An 18,294-nucleotide genomic window follows, 5' to 3' on the forward strand; every position below is an offset into this window, starting at 1 on the left:
GCAGGATGGCGGCCGGGAAGACGATCTCGTTGCGCGGCGGGTTGTAATAGGCGTTCACCGTCTGGGGCGTCATGCCCCATTCCAGCGGATCGACCGGCTTGCCGATCTTGCCGCGCTTGTAGGCCCATTCGAAGGCCGAGGACCGTTCGACGTTGCCGTAGAGATCGTCGGGCTTCAGCTCCAGCCCGTCGTAGCTGCGCCATTTGTCAGGATAGCCGATCTTCACCCCGAACTTGGACATCTTGTACAGCGCCTGTTCGCGCGTCGGCTCGCTCATCCAGTCGACGTGTTTCAGCCGCTCGGTCATGGCGTCGCGGATATTGCCGACCAGGGCCTCCATCTGGGCCTTGGACGAGGCGGGGAAATGCAGGCGGACATATTCCTGGGCCAGCACCTCGCCCAGCTGGCCGTCGACCAGGGCCACGCCCCGGTTCCAGCGCGGACGGTTCTCGGGCTGGCCGCGCAGGGTCTTGCCGCGGAAGTCGAAGCGGGCGTCGACGAACGCCTTGGACAGATAGGGGCTGGCCTGGTCGACCACATTGAACGCCTGCCAGGCCTTCAGCGTCTCGATGGGGGTGTCGGCGAACACCTGGGCGATGCCGGGGATGGCGGTGTTTTCCATCAGCACCAGGGTGTCGACCTCCGACACCTGGGCGCCGGCCATGAAGGCGGCCCAGTCGAAGCCGGGAGCCAGGGTCGGCAGGTCGGCGGCCTTGGTCGGGTTGTAGAGCTTGTCGATCTGGCGACGCTGGACTGTGGTCCACTGTTTGTCGGCGACCTTGGTTTCAAAGGCCAGGATGTCGGCGGCGGCCTTGGCCGGTTCGGTCCAGCCGATGGCCGTCAGGGTGCTTGTCAGATAGGCCAGATAGGCCTCGCGCTGGGCGGCGAAGTCGGGCTTCAGATAGTAGTCGCGGTCGGGCAGGCCCAGCGATCCCTGACCCAGATAGGCCGAGTTCAGGTCGGGCTTCTGCAGGTCCTCGAACACGTCGACGCCGAACAGCGAGGCGCCAAAGCCCGCATGGCTTTCGCCCATCAGGCGCGCCATGCCGGCGTGGTCGGTCACGGCCTTGACCGCGGCCAGATCGGCCGCCAGGGGCGCGGCCCCCAGCTGCTCGATCCGGGCCTCGTCCATGAAGCTGGCGTACAGGGCGCCGACCTTGCGGGCGTTGTCGTTGGCCGGATTTGCCGCGCTGGTCTCGATGATGGATTTCAGCTGGGCCTGGGCGTTTTCGTACAGAACGTCGAACGGGCCGAACCGCGCCTTGTCGGCGGGAATGTCGGTCGTGCGCAGATAGGTTCCGTTGGCGTATTCGTTGAAGTCGTCGCCCGGCTTCACCGTCGTGTCGCGGCCGGCCAGATCGAAGCCCCAGGTTCCGAACGGATGGGCGGCGGCCGCGCCGTGCGAATGGTCCTGGGCCGAGGCCGCGCCGCCGGTCAGGGCGACGACGATACAGGCCGAGCAGGCGGCCATCAGACGAATGCGATTCATGAAGAAACAGTCCCGTTTTGGTCGGCGGCACCATCGCGCCGGTGCGGCGGTCTGTCGCATGACGTTTTTGTAATCTTGGTTCTTCGTCTCCGCCGATGTCCGCTTTCACGAGGACGGGCGGGATGGGCGGGTCAGCCCCGTTCCAAACCGCGGCAGAACGCCCGCAGCACGCGCGGATAAAGCTCATGTTCGGCCGTCTTGACCCGTTCGGCCAGGGCGCCGGGCGTGTCCCCCTCGACGATGGGCACGCGGGCCTGGCCCAGTATGGGGCCTTCGTCCACTCCCTCAGTGACCAGATGCACGGTGCAGCCGGCCTCGGCGTCGCCTGCTCGAATGGCGCGGGCGTGGGTGTCCAGACCGGGATAGAGGGGCAGCAGGCTGGGGTGGATGTTCAGCATCCGGCCGCGCCAGCCGCCGACCAGCCACGGCGTCAGCACCCGCATATAGCCGGCCAGGGCGACGACTTCGATCGCCGCCTCGCGCAGCACGGCGTCCACGGCCCGCTCGTGCGCCTCGCGGTCCTTGCCGAAGGCCTTGTGCGCCACGGTCGCGGTCGCGACACCCTTGGCCGCCGCGATCGCCAGACCGCCCGCGCCCTCGACGTTCGAGACGACCAGGGCCGCTTCGTAACCGCTGTCCGGCCGGCGCGCGGCGTCGATCAGGGCGGCCATGTTCGAACCGGCCCCCGAAATCAGGATGGCGACGCGCGTCTTCACGAGATCAGGCGTTTTCCAGTTGTCCGCAGACGAAGGCGACTTCGCCTGCGTTCAGCAGGGCGGCCAGGACGGGTTCGGCGTTCTCGGGCGCGACGATCAGGATGAAGCCAACGCCGCAGTTGAAGGTGCGGCGCATCTCGTGGTCGCTGATCCCGCCGGTTTCGGCCAGCCACTGGAAGACGGCGGGCATGGGCCAGGCGTCCCAGTCGAACGACGCCTTCAGCCCCTCGGCGATGCAGCGGGGCGGGTTCTCGATCAGGCCGCCGCCGGTGATGTGGGCCGCGCCCTTGACCAGTCCCGCCTTCATGATCGGCAGGACCGGCTTCACATAGATGCGGGTCGGCTCCATCAGGGCCTGGGCCAGGGAGCGATCCTTGGCGAAGGGGGCGTCGTCGCCCCAGCCGAGGCCGGACTTCTCCACCACCTTGCGGACCAGCGAATAGCCGTTCGAATGCGGGCCGGTGGAGGCCAGGCCGATGACGATGTCGCCCGCCGCCTGACGGTCCAGATAGGGCAGGGCGTGGCCGCGCTCCACCGCGCCCAGGCTGAAGCCCGCCAGGTCGTAGTCGCCCTCGGTGTACATGCCCGGCATTTCCGCCGTCTCGCCCCCGACCAGGGCGCAACCGGCCTGGCGACAGCCCTCGGCGATGCCGGCGACGACGCGGCGTGCGGCGTCGATTTCAAGCCGGCCGGTGGCGTAATAGTCCAGGAACAGCAGGGGCTCGGCGCCCTGGGCCAACAAGTCGTTGACGCACATGGCCACCAGGTCGACGCCGACGCCGTCGTGGCGGCCGGTCTCGATGGCGATCTTCAGCTTGGTGCCGACGCCATCGGTGGTGGTGACGATCAGCGGATCTTCGAACCCGGCGGCCTTCAGGTCGAACAGGGCGCCGAATCCGCCCAGCGACGGCTCCGATCCGGGGCGCGCCGTGGATTTGGCCAGGGGCTTGATGTGTTCGACCAGCATCTCGCCCGCGTCGATGTCCACGCCCGCGTCGGCATAGGTCAGGCCGTTTTCGAGAGGCTTTTGGGTGTCGCTCATGGGTCTTGGGCCTGGAATCGGGGCGGAAATGCAGCGCGGCTCTTGCCACGGATGGGTTCCGGGGGGCTATAGCACCGGAATGACGCCGATCACCACCAATGAGGCGCTGGCCGAGTTCTGCGCCCGCGTATCCTCCGCCCCCTTCATTACGGTCGACACCGAGTTCATGCGGGAAACGACCTATTGGCCCCGGCTGTGCCTTATCCAGGCCGCCTCGGCCGATCACGCCGCCATCATCGACCCGATGGCGGACGGGCTGGACCTGGCGCCATTCCTGGACCTGTTGCGCGACGAGAGGATCGTCAAGGTCTTCCACGCCTGTCGCCAGGACGTGGAGATCTTCGTGCGGCTGGGCGCCATGCCCAAACCGCTGTTCGACACCCAGGTCGCGGCGATGGCGGCGGGCTTCGGCGAGCAGGTGGCCTATGATTCGCTGGTGCGGCAGATGCTGCGCATCGAGGTGGACAAGGGCAGCCGCTTCACCGACTGGGCGCGCCGACCGCTGTCGGACAGCCAACTGGTCTATGCCCTGGGCGACGTGACCCATCTGGCGGCCCTCTATCCCAAGCTGCGCGACCGGCTGCAGAAGGACGGGCGGCTGGACTGGGTGATGTCGGAAATGGAGGGGCTGACCGATCCGGCTCTTTACGACACCAATCCCGAAAACGCCTGGAAGCGGCTGAAACCCAAGAAGTTCTCGGCCAAATATCTGGCCGCCTTCAAGGCCGTCGCCGTCTGGCGCGAGCGCGCGGCGCAGGAGCGGGATCAGCCGCGCGGCCGCATCCTGAAGGACGAGGGCGTGGACGAGATCGCCCAGCAGACCCCCACCGACCCTGACGCCTTCAACCGCCTGCGCTCCGTGCCCAAGGGGTTCGGGGGCTCCCGCCTGGGGCTGGAGCTGGCCGAGGAGTTGAAGCGCGTCCTGGCTGACCCGGAAGCCTTCGCCCCCGAGATGGAGCGCCCGGCCCACCGCCAGCCGGCCCCGCCTTCGGTCGTGGAACTGCTGAAGGTGCTGCTGAAGGCCAAGAGCGACAACGCCGGCGTGGCCTCCAAGCTGATCGCCACCGTCTCCGACCTGGAAAAGATCGCCATCAGCGACGACGCCGACATCGACGCCCTGAAGGGCTGGCGCCGCCAGATCTTCGGTGAGGACGCGCTGAAGCTGAAACGCGGCGAGATCGCCCTGGTGCTGAACGGCGCGCGGGTCGAGGTCGTCGAGATCGAGGGTTGAGCCTCTAAACGCCGTCATCCTCGCCCTTGTGGCGAGGATGGCGGCGTCAAGATTGCGGTTGTCGGCCTAGATCTTCAGCCCCAGGCCCATCGCCTCGGCCAGAGCCTTGGCGCGCTTTTTCGTCTGTTCGCCCAGCAGGACGTCGGCATAGCCTTCGGTCGCGGTCAGGCGCAGATCGCCGCCCTTCACCTTCGCCGTCGCATTGGCCAGCAGTTGAGGCGAGCGGCCCGACAGGTCGCAGGCCAGGCGGATGGCCAGGCCGATGGCGCGGGCGCGTTTGGCCGCGTCGCCGCCCAGCAGCCGGTCGATGACCTCCGGCTGGGGCGTGGCGGGCGCGCCGCCATAGCGGGCGTTCAGGGCGCTGGCCAGAAAGGCCCGCTCAGCATGGCTGATGCCGGCGACGGGCGCGCGCAGCACCTGGTCGAACACAAGCTCCAGCCTGTGGTCGGGATGCAGTCGAGCGCCGAGGTCGGCGAGGCGGCAGGCGGCGGCCGTCAGGACGGCGTCGCGCCTTTCCCCGAAGACAGGGGGCAGGGCGTCCACGATCTCGGCGATCCAGCCGTTCAGCGCGCCGGGCAGGGCGGGGGACACGCCCTGACGCCCGCCCAGGGCCTTGCACCCGGCCAGCAGCGGATCGGCCGTGCGCGTCGCCGCGTCCAGCGTTTCGAACAGCAGGCCCTCGCGCACGCCCCACGCCGACATCTCGATCTGTTTCAGGTCCAGATGTCTGATCAACCCCTCGAGCACCAGGCCGGCGTAGGGCAGGGTCTCGGCCCGCTTCCTGGACACGCCGGGCAGTTTGGCCAGGCCCGCCGCCGACTGCTGGGCGACCAGACGCGCGGCCTCCAGCGCGTCTTCGGCCAACATCTGGTACTGATGCACCACCCGCAGGGGATAGGACTTCAGCGCCATCTGCACCTGGGCCAGGGTGCGCCAGGCGCCGCCGACGGCGTAGAGGCGTTCGCTCTGGAACTGGGCCGCGACGGGTTTCAGCACCTGGTCGATGCGGGCCTTGACGCGGTCGGCGTCGAATCCCTTGCCGTCGGCCAGGGCGAAGGGCCCCAAGGGCAGGGTCAGGCCGCGCTCCACGCCGTCTCCGTTCAGCCTCGTCAGCTCCAGGCTGGCGCCGCCCATGTCGGCCGAGACGCCGTGGGCCTGGGGCGCGCCGGCCAGCACCCCCATGGCGGCGTACCGGGCTTCTTCCTCGCCCGAAAGCACGCGGATGTTCAGCCCGATCTCGGCGGCCACGCGCTTACAGAAATCGGGGCCGTCGATGGCTTCGCGCACGGCGGCCGTGGCGGCGATCAGGGTGGCGTCGGGCCGCACGCCTTCCAGCACGGCGGCGAACCGGCGCAGGGCCGTTATCGCCATCGCCACCCCGTCGGGCGACAGCTTGCCCGTCGTCGGTAGGTCGCGGCCCAGGCCGGCCAGCACCTTCTCGTTGTAGACGGTCCAGATCGCCCGGCCTTCCAGCTTGTACAGCACCAGCCTCACCGAGTTGGAGCCGATGTCGATGGCCGCGATGTCGCGGTCGGTCAGCTGAACCTCGGGCATCAGCGGCCGGGACGCTCGTAGCGCAGGACGGCGGGCAGGCTCTTGGCCTTGCGCCCGCGGCCCGACAGGCTGGGATTGGTCATGAAGTATTTGTGCGCCGAGAAGGGTCGTTCCGGGTCGGCGGGCGTGACGCGGGTATAGCGCCCCTCGGCGTCCAGCACCCAGCTTTGCGCGTCGTCCTTCAGATTGGCGACCATGATCTGGTCCAGAATCTGGTCGTGGACGGTGGCGTTCCTGATCGGCGTCATCAGTTCGACCCGGCGGTCCAGGTTGCGCGTCATCCAATCGGCCGATGAGATGAAGACCTTGGCCTTGTCGTGCGGCAGGTCCTTGCCGTTGGCGAAACAGACGATGCGGCTGTGTTCCAGGAAGCGGCCGACGATCGACTTGACCCGGATGTTCTCCGACAGGCCCGGCACGCCCGGCCGCAGACAGCAGATGCCGCGCACCACCAGGTCGATCCGCACGCCCCACTGGCTGGCGCGATACAGGGCGTCGATGATCTCCACGTCCACCAACGCATTGAGCTTGACCCAGATCGCGGCGGGCTTGCCCATGGCCGCCGCCGACATTTCCTTGCCGATCAGTTCGATCAGGGTCGACTTCATGTTCAGCGGCGACACCACCAGGGCTTCCAGATGGTCGGGCGTGGCGTATCCGGTGATGTAGTTGAACACCTTGGTCGCATCGCGCCCCAGGACGGGATCGCAGCTGAACAGAGACAGGTCGGTGTAGATCTTGGCCGTGACCGGGTGATAGTTGCCGGTGCCGAAGTGGCAGTAGGTGCGCAGGCCCTCGCCCTCGCGGCGCACCACGACGCTCAGCTTGGCGTGGGTCTTGTATTCGACGAAGCCGAAGACGACGTGGACCCCGGCTCGCTCCATCGCCCGCGCCCAGCGCAGATTGGCCTCCTCGTCGAAGCGGGCCTTCAGCTCGACCAGGGCGGTGACGTTCTTGCCGTTCTCGGCCGCCTCGATCAGGGCCGCGACGATGGGGCTGTCCTTGGACGTGCGATAGAGCGTCTGTTTGATCGCGATGACGTTCGGATCGCGCGCGGCCTGGCGCAGGAACTGCACCACCACGTCGAAGCTCTCGAACGGGTGGTGGATCAGCATGTCCTTTTCGCGGATGGCGGCGAAGACGTCGCCGCCGTTGTCGCGCACCCGCTCGGGATAGCGCGGCTCATAGCCCTTGAACTTCAGGTCGGGATGGCCGCCGCCGATCAGGTCCGACAGCTGGGCCAGGCCCAGCATCCCGTCCACCAGCACCACGTCCTGAGGCGCCGCCTCCAGTTCGCCGACGATGAAGTCGCGCAGGTCGGCGGGCATGGACGCCTCGATCTTGACGCGCACGACCGAGCCCAGGCGACGCTGCTTCAGCGCCTCCTCGAACTCCAGCACCAGGTCCTCGGCTTCTTCCTCGATCTCGATGTCGCTGTCGCGGATCAGGCGCAGCACGCCCTTCTCCTGAACATCGCAGCCGGGGAACAGGTGGTCGATGAACAGCAGCAGCACGTTTTCCAGCGTGATGAACCGCTTGTGCCCCGGCGTGGAGCGGCCGTCGGTCGGCAGTTCCCAGAACCGGCGCACCTGGGTCGGCACCGGCACCAGGGCGTAGAAGGTCTTGGTCTCGCCCTTTCTCTTCAGCTTCAGCGCCAGCGAGAAGCCCAGGTTGGGCAGAAAGGGAAAGGGGTGCGCCGGGTCGATGGCCAGCGGCGTCAGCACCGCGAACAGCTGGTTCAGGAACTCGGGCTCCAGCCGCTCGCGCTCGGTCTTGGTGATGCGCTGGCGATCGACGACCTCGATGCCGGCGGCGGTCAGCTCCTTCTTCAGCTGACGCCAGCGCAACTGCTGCTCGGCCATCAGCTCGCCGGCGGCGATATTGATCTGCTCCAGCTGTTCGGCCGGGGTCAGGCCGTCGGCCGACAGCACCCGCACCCGCTCGCGCAGCTGGCCCTTCAGCCCGGCCACGCGGGTCATGAAGAACTCGTCCAGATTGTTGGCCGAGATCGACAGGAAGCGCAGCCGCTCCAGCAGCGGGTGGTTGGGATTGGCCGCCTCTTCCAGCACCCGCTCGTTGAACGCCAGCCAGGAGATTTCGCGATTGAAGAACCGGCTGGGCGAGGCCATCAGCTCTTCGCTGAGCATCAGCTGGGGCGCGCGCGAGGCCGGAACCTCTTCGCCTCGGGTGTCGTCATGGATCGCGGCGTCGGTCATGCCCCGGTTCTCGCGCGCGTCTGTGACGGCCGCAAGCGGGGGGCGACAATTTCGTCGTCCCGATCTAGGCTTCCGCGTCCAGGGCGTCCAGCACCTGGCGGGCCAGGACCCGGGTGACGGGGCGGTGCAGGGCGTCCAGCCGTTCGACGGCCAGGGCGGCGGCCTCGGCCGAGCGGTCCAGACGCCGCACCAGATAGTCGATCACCTCGTCGGCGGGGGCGATGCTGCGTTCGGCGAAGCGGGCCCGCAGAATGGCCGACAGCACCGCGTCGTCGGGCGGCGCGATCGCCACGGTCCGCACCGCGTCCAGCCGCGAGCGCAGGTCGGGCAGGGCGACCGCCCACTGGCGCGGAGCCGAACGCGCCGCCAGCAGCAGGGGGCCGCCCCCCGCATGGGCCAGGTTGATCAGATGGAACAGGCTCTCGTCGTCGGCGTCCGCCGCCCGGTCCAGCAGGACCGGCCGCCCCTCCAGCTCCAGCGGGTCCATCAGGGCGGCTTCGGCCCCGTTCAGCGGCACGGCCCCGATCCGCTCGGCCCAGGCGGCGGCCAGGCGGCTCTTGCCCGATCCGGCCGGCCCGTGCAGCGCCAGGACCGCGCCCGCCCCGTCGGGCCAGCGCGACAGGACCTGGACCGCTTCGGCGTTGCTGTCGGACACCACCAGGGTCTGGTCCGAGACCGGACGTTCCAGCGGCAGGCGCAGCTGGTCCTGGGGGGGGCGGCCCTGGCCGGGGCGGGAGGGGGCGCTTTGCGCGGGCATGGGGCCGTCATAGCAGAGGCCGTCGTCAGCCGCGTCGGCGCCCCTCTGTTGGTTTCGGGGAGGGAAACCGCCTCGCTGTGGATGAAATCAGGCGAACGGGGCCAGGGCCGGGTTCAGCTTGCCCGCCTTGAATTCGGCGACTTCATATTCGGCCAGCCCGTGGACCTGGAACGGATCGGCCTTCAGCAGGGCCTCGAGCTCTTCCTTCGTGCCCCGGCTGGCGACGATCAGTATGCCGCCGGTGCGCGGGACCATGGGCCCGGCCGCCACGATCAGGCCGCTGGCCACGTGCTGGTCCAGCCATTCGCGGTGCTCGGCCGTCTTCGCCTCGATGGCCTCGATGGGCTGGGTGTAGGTGATGGTGACGACGAACATGGGCGACCTCTTTGACGATGGCGAACGCCTTATCCTGCCCTGCGACGGGCTTTGCAACGGCCGAAACCTTGACTTTCGGGGGGGATGATGCGCCCTACGCCGCTTCCGATTTTCGCCGCGCGCGCGGTCCAGTCCAGACGATTCTCATGCACGCCTATCGCTCTCACACCTGCGGCGCGCTCCGCGCCTCCGACGCCGGCTCCGCCGTCCGCCTGTCCGGCTGGGTGCACAGGAAGCGCGACCACGGCGGCCTCTTGTTCATCGACCTGCGCGACCACTACGGCCTGACGCAGCTGGTCCTGCACCCCGAGACGCCCGGCTTCGCCGCCGTCGAACGCCTGCGCGCCGAGAGCGTGATCCGCGTCGATGGCGAAGTGGTCGCCCGCGACGCCTCTGTGGTGAACCCCAATCTGCCGACCGGCGAGATCGAGGTCCGCGTCCGGGGCGTCGAGGTTTTGTCCGAGGCCGCCGAACTGCCGCTTCCCGTCTTCGGCGAACCGGATTATCCCGAGGACATTCGTCTCAAGCACCGCTATCTCGACCTGCGCCGCGACACCCTGCATCGAAACATCGTGCTGCGCTCGCGCGTGATCCAGTCGATCCGCAACCGCATGTTCGGGCAGGGTTTTCTGGAGTATCAGACGCCCATCCTGACGGCCTCGTCGCCGGAAGGCGCGCGCGACTTCCTGGTGCCGTCGCGTCTGCATCCTGGCAAGTTCTATGCGCTGCCCCAGGCGCCGCAGCAGTTCAAGCAACTGCTGATGGTCTCGGGCTTCGATCGCTATTTCCAGATCGCCCCCTGCTTCCGCGACGAGGACCTGCGCGCCGACCGTTCGCTGGAGTTCTACCAGCTCGACGTCGAGATGAGCTTCGTGACCCAGGAAGACGTCTTCGCCGCCATCGAGCCGGTCATGCACGGCGTGTTCGAGGAATTCGGCGAGGGCAAGCCGGTTTCGCCCATCGACCAGACCCACGCCTTCACCAACGACTTCGGCGAGACGTTCGAGCACAAGGGCTTCGAGCGCCTGACCTACGCCCAGTCGATGGCCTGGTACGGCTCGGACAAGCCGGACCTGCGCAATCCGATCAAGATGCAGGTCGTCTCCGACCACTTCCGCGACGGCGGTTTCGGCCTGTTCGCCAAGATCCTGGGCGCGGACCAGAAGAATGCGGTCTGGGCGATCCCCGCGCCGACCGGCGGCTCGCGCGCCTTCTGCGACCGCATGAATTCGTGGGCTCAAGGGGAAGGCCAGCCGGGCCTGGGCTATATCTTCTGGTCCGACGACCAGGGCGCCTGGGGCGGCCCCATCGCCAAGAACCTGGGTCAGGAGCCGACGCAGGCGCTGATGACGTCGCTGGGCCTGGGACAGGGCGACGCCGCCTTCTTCGTCGCGGGCGATCCCTCGGTCTTCGCCAAGTTCGCCGGCCTGGCCCGCACCCGCGTCGGGACCGAATTGAAGCTGGTCGACGAGGACCAGTTCAAATTCTGCTGGATCGTCGACTTCCCCATGTTCGAATGGTCCGAGGAAGAGAAGAAGATCGACTTCTCACATAACCCCTTCTCGATGCCGCAGGGCGGGCTGGACGCGCTGGAGAGCCAGGACCCGCTGACCATCCGCGCCTATCAGTACGACATCGTCTGCAACGGCTACGAACTGTGCTCGGGCGCGATCCGTAACCACAAGGCCGAGATCATGCTGAAGGCCTTCGACATCGCCGGCTACGACGCCTCGGTGGTCGAGGAGCAGTTCGGGGGCATGCTGAACGCCTTCCGCTACGGCGCCCCGCCGCACGGCGGCCTCGCTCCCGGCATCGACCGCATCGTCATGCTGCTGGCGGGCCAGCAGGCCATCCGCGAAGTGATCGCCTTCCCGCTGAACCAGCAGGGCGAGGACCTGCTGATGAGCGCCCCAGCCGGCGTTCAGGAACGTCAGTTGAAGGAACTGCACATCCGCACGGCGCCGCCGATCAAGGTCTGACCGCGCAGAGCCGGAACGAGAAAGGGGACGCCGCGCGGCGTCCCCTTTTTTGTCGTTCAGTTCTCGGCGATCGAGATGAGGTTCCTGACGCGCGGCGGCACGGGCGGGGCGGGGGGCGTGCGGATCACGCGAATCGAGCCGCTGCGGCACGCCCGGGCCGTCAGCCCCCCGGGCAGCCGGGTGGAGCCGTCGCCGCACGCCTCGCCGATCTGCCCCTGGGTCAGGCCGCGCGCGCTCGACAGGTCCGTTCCCCGGATGTCGGCGCGGCGCATCGAGGCGTCGTTGAAGGCGGCCCGGGCGAAGGTCCCGCCGCTGAGGCGCGCGCCGTCCAGGCTGGCGCCGCTGAAGATCGCGCCGGTGAAATCCCCGTTCGACAGGTTGGAGGCGTTCAGCTCCGATCCGGCGAAGTTGGCGCCGGCCGCGCGGACATTGGCCAGGGTGGCCCCGAACAGCTCGCCGCCCGACAGATTGGCCCGCGCCAGGGTGGCGCTGTTGAAGTTTACCCCGTGCATCTCGCCGCCGGAGACATCGGCGCCGGTCAGGTTGGCCCGCACGAACGAGGCGCCCTGCGCTTCGACGCCGCTCATGGAGGCCCCGGCGAAGTTCGCCGAGGCGAAATTGGCCCCGACCACCTGAACGCCGGTCAGGTTGGCGCGCGAGAAGTCGCTGCCGGTGAAGTTCGAGCCCAGCATCTCGGCGCCGCGCAGATTGGCGCCGACCAGGGTGGCGTTGATGAAGCTGGCCCCGGTGAAGGTGGCGCCCGACAGGTTCCGGCCCGACAGTTCGCAGCGGTTGCACGACCCGCCCAGGGACACGGTGCGGGCCACGTCGCGGTCCTGAAGCAGCATCTCGACGCCCGCGCTGGCCGGCGCCGCGCCCAGGCAGGCGCCCGCCCCCAGGCCAAGAGCCAGAAGGGCCAGGACATGTCGGAACCGGATATGTTCAGCGATCTGTTTCACCAGGCCTGAATGCCCCGAAACCCCCGCGTCACCTACTTAAATCGAGGTAATTTCGTTAAATCGCGGCAAGGTCGGCGGCCCTCAGCAGGCGGGAATGCGAAGGCCGCGCGGCAGGACGGTGGAGGCGTCGCCGCAGGCCCGGTTCAACTGGCCCTGGGTCAGGCCCGTGGCCCGCGCCAGCTGCGCGCCCGACAGGTTCACGCCCGACAAGATCGCGCCCGAGAAGTTCGCCCCCTCCAGATAAGCGCCGACGAAGCTGGCGTTGGTCAGGTTGGCGCGCGAGAAGTTGGAGCCGGAGAAGACCCCGCCATACCCCTCCACGTCGCGCAGGTCGGCGCCGGTGAAACGGGTGCGGTTCATCACGCTCAGGCTCAGGTCCGACTGACGCAGCCGTGCGCCCGCCAGGTTCAACCCGCGCGCCTCCAGGCCCGAGAAGTCGCCCTGGAACAGGTTGCAGCCGGCGCAGGAGGCGCCGCGCCGCACGCTGGCGATCTGGCCCGCGTTCTGGGCCAGGGCGGGCGTGGCGGCGGCCAGCAGGGCGGCGGCGATCAGGCCGAAAGAGAATGTGCGTTTCATGGACCGGGCTCCGACGTTCGATCGTCCTGAAGCAAACCCTAGGCCAGAACCCTTAATCTAGCCCTGATCGCCGCCGGTCGATGCGAAGGTCGGCGCCGCCCCGCAGGTGTCGCAGGTCCAGCCGCCGCCGCGTTGCTGCAGGGTGAAGTCGCCGCAGGCGGGGCAGGCGACGGCCTCGCTGCCGGGCGCCCCGCGGGCCTCCGGTTCGGCCTTCTTGCCGAAGGGCAGGACCACCAGATTGTCGGGCGCGGACCCCCGCGCGAACCCCTTGGAGATGAAGCGGGCGGCGGGCACGGCCTGGCCCTGCGGCGCCGCGCCCTCCAGCCCGTCGCCGTCCAGCGGCTCCGCCTCGCCATTGGCCAGTTCGTGGCGGTCCAGATAGGAGACGCCCAGTTCACGGAAGATGTAGTCCAGGATCGAGCTGGCCGAGCGGATGGAATCGTTGCCGGTCACGCGCCCGGCCGGTTCGAACCGGGTGAAGACGAAGGCGTCCACGAACTCGTCCAGCGGCACGCCGTATTGCAGGCCGATGGAGATGGCGATGGCGAAGTTGTTCATCAGGCTGCGGAAGGCGGCGCCTTCCTTGTGCATGTCGATGAAGATCTCGCCCAGTTCCCCGTCTTCGTACTCGCCGGTGTGGATATAGACCTTGTGGCCGCCCACCGCCGCCTTCTGGATATAGCCCTTGCGGCGGTCGGGCAGTTTGCGGCGCGCCCGTTCGCGCTCGACCACCCGCTCCACCACCCGTTCGGTCGGACGCGCCGGCTCGCGCACGGGCGCGGGTTCGGCGCGCGCGGCCGTCTCGACGGCGGGCAGGGTCAGCAGCGGGGCGGCCGGCGGCTCGGCGCGTTTCAAGCGGATGGCGCGGCGGCCGTCCAGCGCCGCCTGGCCGATCAGGCGCGCCGCCTGGCCCGCGGTGGCGCGCCAGTGCGTCGTCTCGGTCGCGATGTCGGCCAGGTCGCTGAACGGCTCGACGGCGCGGCGCAGTTCGGCCTCGGCCCCCTCGGGATCGGCCAGCAGGGCGGCCTCGGCGGGCGGCGCCCCGTCCCAGCCGCTCAGGTCGCCATGGCCGAACGCCCAGCGCGCGGCCGCGGCCTCGGCCTCCTCGGACACGCCCAGCAGGGTCAGCAGCAGGCCGTCGCCGTCCTCGATCCCCAGCACGTCGCGGATGAAGCCGGGGTCCAGGACGGGAGCGGAGAAGACGGCGTCGAAATCCTCGGCCTCCGCCAGCGCCTGTTCGATGGCCGCCAGTTCGATGTCGGTGAAGCCCAGCGACCGCAGCGCCGCGTGGTCCAGCCCCGGCGCCTCGACCAGGGTGCGACGGCCGAAGACATGGCGTTCGGCCGCCTGGACGTCCCCGCCCCCCGCCGCCAGCGCCGCCGCCAGCGCCGGATGCAGCCGCCGCCCGATCTCGCCGTCCGCCGTCTGGAACACATCGACGGCCGCGAGGCGGCCCCGGCCCAGCCGCAGCCGCGCCTCCGCATCGTCCACGAACAGGCCGATGGCCGAATGGCGGCGGGCGCGGGGCGGGGCGGTCGATATGTCCAGGGCGGCGTCCGCGAACGGATCGGCGAGGGTCCGCAGCGCCCGGCGCCGGACCGTCAGGGCCTCTTCGGCGGCGGCTTGCAGATCGGTCCAATCGGGCGCAGCGCCCCGCACGGCGGCCAGGTCGGCCGATGTCTCGCCCGCCGTCGCCGCGATCAGGGCGGCCACGCCTTGCGCTCGCGCCTGCCGCGCCTCGCCCAGCGGCGCGACCGCCTCCAGCAGACCCTCCAGCCCCAGGACGATCACCCCGGGCGTCCGCGTCGTCAGGTCCAGGGCCGTGGTCAGCAGTCGCGTCAGGGCGATGATCACGGCCGCCGGATCGTCGCCGGTCTCGGCGTCCAGCGCCATGACGGCGGCCAGATCGATCGCCATCCGCGCCGTCGCCTTCGCCGTCGCCGCCTCCGCATCGCGCGGGTCGAAGGCCAGGATCAATCCGCCGTCCAGCGCGCCCTGCGCCGCCAGCAGGGCCTCGGGCGCGCCCGCCGCGATCTGCGTGCGGTCCGCCAGGGCGACCAGCGGCGCGGCCTCGATCGCGGGGTCGAGGTCGGGCAGGGGGCGCTCCCCGTCCACCGCCCGTAGGATGTCGGCGTCCGAGGCGCCGCAGCGCCGCGCCAGGGCCGCCGCCCGCCCCAGGGCCGGATTGCGCGAAGGATCGCCGCAGTCGCCGCGCGGCCCCTCGCAACGGTCCACCGCATCGGCCACGCCGGCCAGGGCTTCGGCCAGGGCGCGCGCCGCCTGGGCGCCCAGCCGGGCGGCGGATCGGCGTCCGCCATGCGCGGCCAGCATGGCCGCCGCGCCCGGATCGTTCAGATCGACGACCCCGGCCGCCGCCGGTCCCGACGCCGCCGGCGCCGCCAGCCCCAGCTTCAGCGCGCCGGACAGTTCGGCGGCGAACAGCGCGGCCTGCGCCGTGTCGAACACGCCTTCGGACAGGCCCGTCTTCGCCAGCCGCGCCGCCCAGGCGTCCACGCCCCCGTCCAGCCAGTCGCCCGCCGCCTCGTCCCCCAGGCCCTCGGCCTCGATCCAGTCCAGCCAGGCCTCGATCCGCGCGTCCGACCAGCCGGCGGGCGCCAGGACGGGCCGCACGCCGCCCGGCCGTTCCACGACGCGGGTCTCCATCGCGACTCGTTCGGCGCGGGGGGCGAAGCCGGATTGAAGGCGCATGGCGTCTCTCCGATGGGATCGCGCCAGCCTATGTCGCCCGCGCGCCTTCGCCAATACATCTGGTGTCGCGAGGGCGGATTGCCCACAAGATATCGATTCAACGCCCGCCTCCTGAACGCTGGACGAAAAGGGCGCGTCTTTCTATGATCCGCGCCAGACGCCGGCTCCTTTGCGGCGAACCCTTACGGTTGGATTTCACGACGTGTTGAGCAAGATTTTCGGCTGGTGGGAGGGCGCCACGATCGGCACCCGCTTCACCATCGCCAAGCGCGGTCGCTTTGTCGGCCAGGACGAGAACGGCAACCGCTATTACGAGAGCCGCGACAACGTCAGCTACGACGGCCGCAAGCGTCGCTGGGTCATCTACGACGGCTATGCCGAGGCCTCCAAGGTGACGCCCGACTGGCACGGCTGGCTGCACTACACCTTCGACCTGCCGCCGACCGAGCAGCCGCTGCCGCGTCGCGTCTGGGAGAAGGAGCATCTGCCCAACCTGACCGGCACGCCCCTAGCCTGGCGTCCGCCCGGCTCGCTGGCCGCCGAGGCCAAACGCCCCGCCGCGACCGGGGATTACCAGGCCTGGACGCCCGAGTGAAAGCCCGCCGGATCCTGATGGCGGCCGCCGCCCTGGTCGGCGTGCTGGGCGCGGGGGCCGTGACGGCCAGCGGGCTTCAGGACGCGCCGCGCGAGGCGCGCCCGGTTCAGGATCCCATCGGCGACATCCTGCGAAAGACCCAGGCCCAGCCGGCGCCGGCCGTTCCGACCGAGACCCCGCCCGCCGGCGCGCCGGCGCCCCGCGCGCCCGTCGCCGTGCCGCCGCCGCCCGCCATCGTCATCGCCGAGGACGCCGCCGTCGAGGAAAAGGCCGACGAAGAGGTCAAGGCGGAGCGCCCGGTGATCGAAAAGGCCATCGACCAGCCCGCCACCCCGGGCCGTCGCCAACGCCGCAAGTTCGCGGTCGTGCAGGCCATCGACAAGGTCACGGCCGAGACCATGAAGTTCGAGGTCGAGGTCGGCGGCCGTCCCGTGCGCTTCAACCGCAACCTGGTCTTCGCCGCGCGCGCCTGCGAAGTCACCACGCCCGACGAACTGACCGAGGACGCCATCGCCTATATGGACGTCTCTCTGCAGCCGCGCGGCCAGAATACGTCGCGCCAGATTTTCCGGGGCTGGATGTTCGCCTCGTCCCCGGCGATCAGCGGCGTTCAGAACCCCTATTACGACGCCTGGGTGGTCGGCTGTAAGAACTGACCGGGCCAGGAGACCGGCATGGATCGCAAGACGCCGCTGAAGAAGGACGAGACGGTCGAAATCCGTCTGTCCCACGCCGCCAACACCGCCTTCATGGCCGCGCCGCCTTCGACCGGCTGGACCGCAACCACGACGGCGTGGTCGGTTTCGACGAATATCGCGCGGGTTAGTCGCGCCTGCTCTCGGTCGTCATTCCGGGGCGTCCGAAGGACGAACTCGGAACCCAGGAGAGGCGCGTGGGCCGTTGAATGGGGCCAGCAACGCGCATGTGGCCCTGGGTTCCGGGTTCTTCGCTCCGCCCAGCCCCGGAATGACGAACTGAGAGACCTATCTTCTCGGACTCAGGCGCCGGCTAAAGCGACCGCTTCTGCGCCGGTCAGGGGCGCGCGCAACGCCTCTTGGTCCGGCCTGACCGACAGCGCCGGCTGAAGCCGCTCCAGATAGGCCGCCTGGGGGGTTTCGACCGCACCGAACTGGCTCAGGTGATCGGTCAGGAACTGGGCGTCCAACAGGGTCCAGCCGCCCTTACGCAACCGTGCGACCAGATGCACCAGCGCGACCTTCGACGCATCCCGCGCGCGGCTGAACATGCTTTCGCCGAAGAAGGCGCCGCCCAGCGACACCCCATATAGGCCGCCGACCAGCCGTTCGTCCCGCCAGCATTCGATGGAATGGACGAACCCCATGGCGAACAGGGCCGCATACAGCCGCCGGATCGGCGCATTGATCCAGGTGTCTTCGCGATCCGGCCCTTGCGCCGCCGCGCAGCCGTCCAGCACCGCCTCGAAGGCCGTGTCGACCCGGATCTCGAACGGTTCGCCCCGCACCGTGCGACGCAGGCGGCTGGGGATATGGAAGGCGTCCAGCGGGATGACGCCGCGCTGGTCCGGCTCGACGATGAAGACGCGCGGATCGTCGCGCGACTCGGCCATCGGAAACACGCCTCGGGCGTAACAGGCCAGCAGGTCCTCGGGGCCGAAACCGCCGAAAGGCCCGCTGGCGCTGAAGTCCGGTTCGTTCATCGCCAGTTCTCTACCGTCGTCATCCTCGCCCTTGTGGCGAGGATCCAGACTCCCGGTGGCGAGAGCAGCGTACTCCGTCAACGACGGAACGTCTGGATTCTCGGCACAAGGCCGAGAATGACGAAAAGAAAGTCAGGCGTCGCCCTTCTGACGGGCGGCCCACTTCTCCAGCCAGTGGATGTCGTAGTCGCCCGACAGGATGTCCGGCTCGGCCAACAGCTTCTGGAACAGTGGAATGGTGGTGTCGACGCCGCCGATGACGACCTCGCCCAGGCTGCGTTTCAGCCGCGCGATGGCCTCCTCGCGGTCGCGGCCGTGCACGATCAGCTTGCCGATCAGGCTGTCGTAATAGGGCGGGATCGAATAGCCGGCGTAGATGGCGCTATCCAGACGCACGCCCAGGCCGCCCGGCGCGTGG

Annotated in this window: 15 protein-coding genes and 1 pseudogene; 4 read left to right on the plus strand and 12 right to left on the minus strand. The window is 69.3% G+C overall.

Annotated elements, in window-relative coordinates:
• The 3 genes from DI624_RS14385 to purM all read right to left on the minus strand — a co-directional run.
• The coding region (locus DI624_RS14385) for a peptidase M13 (RefSeq protein ID WP_291539863.1) at positions 1-1,489 on the minus strand (1,489 nt) is incomplete at its 3' end.
• 131 nt (positions 1,490-1,620) lie between these two features.
• The gene (gene purN, locus DI624_RS14390; RefSeq protein WP_291539865.1) at positions 1,621-2,205 is read right to left on the minus strand and encodes a phosphoribosylglycinamide formyltransferase; all 585 of its coding nucleotides are present in this window, start codon (positions 2,203-2,205) and stop codon (positions 1,621-1,623) included.
• A 4-nt stretch (positions 2,206-2,209) separates the two neighbouring features.
• Positions 2,210-3,247 carry a phosphoribosylformylglycinamidine cyclo-ligase gene (gene purM, locus DI624_RS14395; protein WP_291539866.1) on the minus strand — a complete coding sequence of 346 codons (1,038 nt, stop codon included), beginning with the start codon at positions 3,245-3,247 and terminating at the stop codon, positions 2,210-2,212.
• A 79-nt stretch (positions 3,248-3,326) separates the two neighbouring features.
• On the opposite strand from purM, the gene rnd reads away from it, so the two are divergent.
• Positions 3,327-4,478, plus strand: a complete 1,152-nt coding sequence (rnd, locus tag DI624_RS14400; RefSeq protein WP_291539868.1) for a ribonuclease D — start codon at positions 3,327-3,329, stop codon at positions 4,476-4,478.
• A gap of 66 nt (positions 4,479-4,544) precedes the next feature.
• Here the strand turns inward: rnd and DI624_RS14405 are convergent, their stop codons facing one another.
• The 4 genes from DI624_RS14405 to DI624_RS14420 all read right to left on the minus strand — a co-directional run bounded on the left by DI624_RS14405 (position 4,545) and on the right by DI624_RS14420 (position 9,380).
• Complete coding sequence (locus DI624_RS14405; protein WP_291539870.1) at positions 4,545-6,032, minus strand: Ppx/GppA phosphatase family protein; 1,488 nt, start codon at positions 6,030-6,032, stop codon at positions 4,545-4,547.
• Entirely contained in the window at positions 6,032-8,248 is a 2,217-nt protein-coding gene (locus DI624_RS14410) for an RNA degradosome polyphosphate kinase (RefSeq protein ID WP_291539872.1), read from the minus strand. The genes DI624_RS14405 and DI624_RS14410 overlap by 1 nt, the downstream gene beginning before the upstream one ends.
• A gap of 64 nt (positions 8,249-8,312) precedes the next feature.
• Positions 8,313-9,005 carry a DnaA/Hda family protein gene (locus DI624_RS14415; RefSeq protein WP_291539874.1) on the minus strand — a complete coding sequence of 231 codons (693 nt, stop codon included), beginning with the start codon at positions 9,003-9,005 and terminating at the stop codon, positions 8,313-8,315.
• A gap of 87 nt (positions 9,006-9,092) precedes the next feature.
• The gene (locus DI624_RS14420) at positions 9,093-9,380 is read right to left on the minus strand and encodes a YciI family protein (RefSeq protein ID WP_291539877.1); all 288 of its coding nucleotides are present in this window, start codon (positions 9,378-9,380) and stop codon (positions 9,093-9,095) included.
• Between the two features lie 146 nt (positions 9,381-9,526).
• Here DI624_RS14420 and aspS point away from each other — a divergent pair, with 146 nt between their 5' ends.
• Entirely contained in the window at positions 9,527-11,359 is a 1,833-nt protein-coding gene (aspS, locus tag DI624_RS14425) for an aspartate--tRNA ligase (RefSeq protein WP_291539878.1), read from the plus strand.
• A gap of 56 nt (positions 11,360-11,415) precedes the next feature.
• Here aspS and DI624_RS14430 read toward each other — a convergent pair whose 3' ends face one another.
• The 3 genes from DI624_RS14430 to DI624_RS14440 all read right to left on the minus strand — a co-directional run bounded on the left by DI624_RS14430 (position 11,416) and on the right by DI624_RS14440 (position 15,603).
• Complete coding sequence (locus DI624_RS14430) at positions 11,416-12,318, minus strand: pentapeptide repeat-containing protein (RefSeq protein ID WP_291539881.1); 903 nt, start codon at positions 12,316-12,318, stop codon at positions 11,416-11,418.
• 81 nt (positions 12,319-12,399) lie between these two features.
• A complete protein-coding gene (locus DI624_RS14435) occupies positions 12,400-12,894 on the minus strand; it encodes a pentapeptide repeat-containing protein (RefSeq protein ID WP_291539883.1) in 495 nt (164 codons plus the stop codon).
• Between the two features lie 57 nt (positions 12,895-12,951).
• Entirely contained in the window at positions 12,952-15,603 is a 2,652-nt protein-coding gene (locus tag DI624_RS14440; RefSeq protein WP_291539885.1) for a TSCPD domain-containing protein, read from the minus strand.
• A 202-nt stretch (positions 15,604-15,805) separates the two neighbouring features.
• Between DI624_RS14440 and DI624_RS14445 the strand changes: the two genes are divergently transcribed.
• Both DI624_RS14445 and DI624_RS14450 read left to right on the plus strand, forming a co-directional pair.
• Entirely contained in the window at positions 15,806-16,198 is a 393-nt protein-coding gene (locus tag DI624_RS14445; RefSeq protein ID WP_291539887.1) for an NADH:ubiquinone oxidoreductase subunit NDUFA12, read from the plus strand.
• Positions 16,195-16,854: a DUF2155 domain-containing protein gene (locus DI624_RS14450; RefSeq protein ID WP_291539889.1), complete on the plus strand. Its 660-nt coding sequence runs from the start codon at positions 16,195-16,197 to the stop codon at positions 16,852-16,854. The genes DI624_RS14445 and DI624_RS14450 overlap by 4 nt, the downstream gene beginning before the upstream one ends.
• A gap of 341 nt (positions 16,855-17,195) precedes the next feature.
• Here the strand turns inward: DI624_RS14450 and aat are convergent, their stop codons facing one another.
• Positions 17,196-17,876 (minus strand): leucyl/phenylalanyl-tRNA--protein transferase, encoded by a 681-nt coding sequence (gene aat / locus DI624_RS14455; RefSeq protein ID WP_291539891.1) that lies wholly within the window; start codon positions 17,874-17,876, stop codon positions 17,196-17,198.
• A gap of 132 nt (positions 17,877-18,008) precedes the next feature.
• Positions 18,009-18,294 (minus strand): annotated as a pseudogene (locus tag DI624_RS14460) (acetyl-CoA carboxylase biotin carboxylase subunit); the annotation flags it as partial.

The organism is Brevundimonas sp., from assembly GCF_003248455.1.
Taxonomy (GTDB): Bacteria; Pseudomonadota; Alphaproteobacteria; order Caulobacterales; family Caulobacteraceae; genus Brevundimonas.

Bases quoted from the DNA above. Each gene is read 5' to 3' on its own strand.
- purM (WP_291539866.1), bottom strand. From the start codon at position 3,247: ATGAGCGACACCCAAAAGCCTCTCGAAAACGGCCTGACCTATGCCGAC.
- rnd (WP_291539868.1), top strand. From the start codon at position 3,327: ATGACGCCGATCACCACCAATGAGGCGCTGGCCGAGTTCTGCGCCCGC.
- DI624_RS14405 (WP_291539870.1), bottom strand. From the start codon at position 6,032: ATGCCCGAGGTTCAGCTGACCGACCGCGACATCGCGGCCATCGACATC.
- DI624_RS14410 (WP_291539872.1), bottom strand. From the start codon at position 8,248: ATGACCGACGCCGCGATCCATGACGACACCCGAGGCGAAGAGGTTCCG.
- DI624_RS14415 (WP_291539874.1), bottom strand. From the start codon at position 9,005: ATGCCCGCGCAAAGCGCCCCCTCCCGCCCCGGCCAGGGCCGCCCCCCC.
- DI624_RS14420 (WP_291539877.1), bottom strand. From the start codon at position 9,380: ATGTTCGTCGTCACCATCACCTACACCCAGCCCATCGAGGCCATCGAG.
- aspS (WP_291539878.1), top strand. From the start codon at position 9,527: ATGCACGCCTATCGCTCTCACACCTGCGGCGCGCTCCGCGCCTCCGAC.
- DI624_RS14435 (WP_291539883.1), bottom strand. From the start codon at position 12,894: ATGAAACGCACATTCTCTTTCGGCCTGATCGCCGCCGCCCTGCTGGCC.
- DI624_RS14440 (WP_291539885.1), bottom strand. From the start codon at position 15,603: ATGCGCCTTCAATCCGGCTTCGCCCCCCGCGCCGAACGAGTCGCGATG.
- aat (WP_291539891.1), bottom strand. From the start codon at position 17,876: ATGAACGAACCGGACTTCAGCGCCAGCGGGCCTTTCGGCGGTTTCGGC.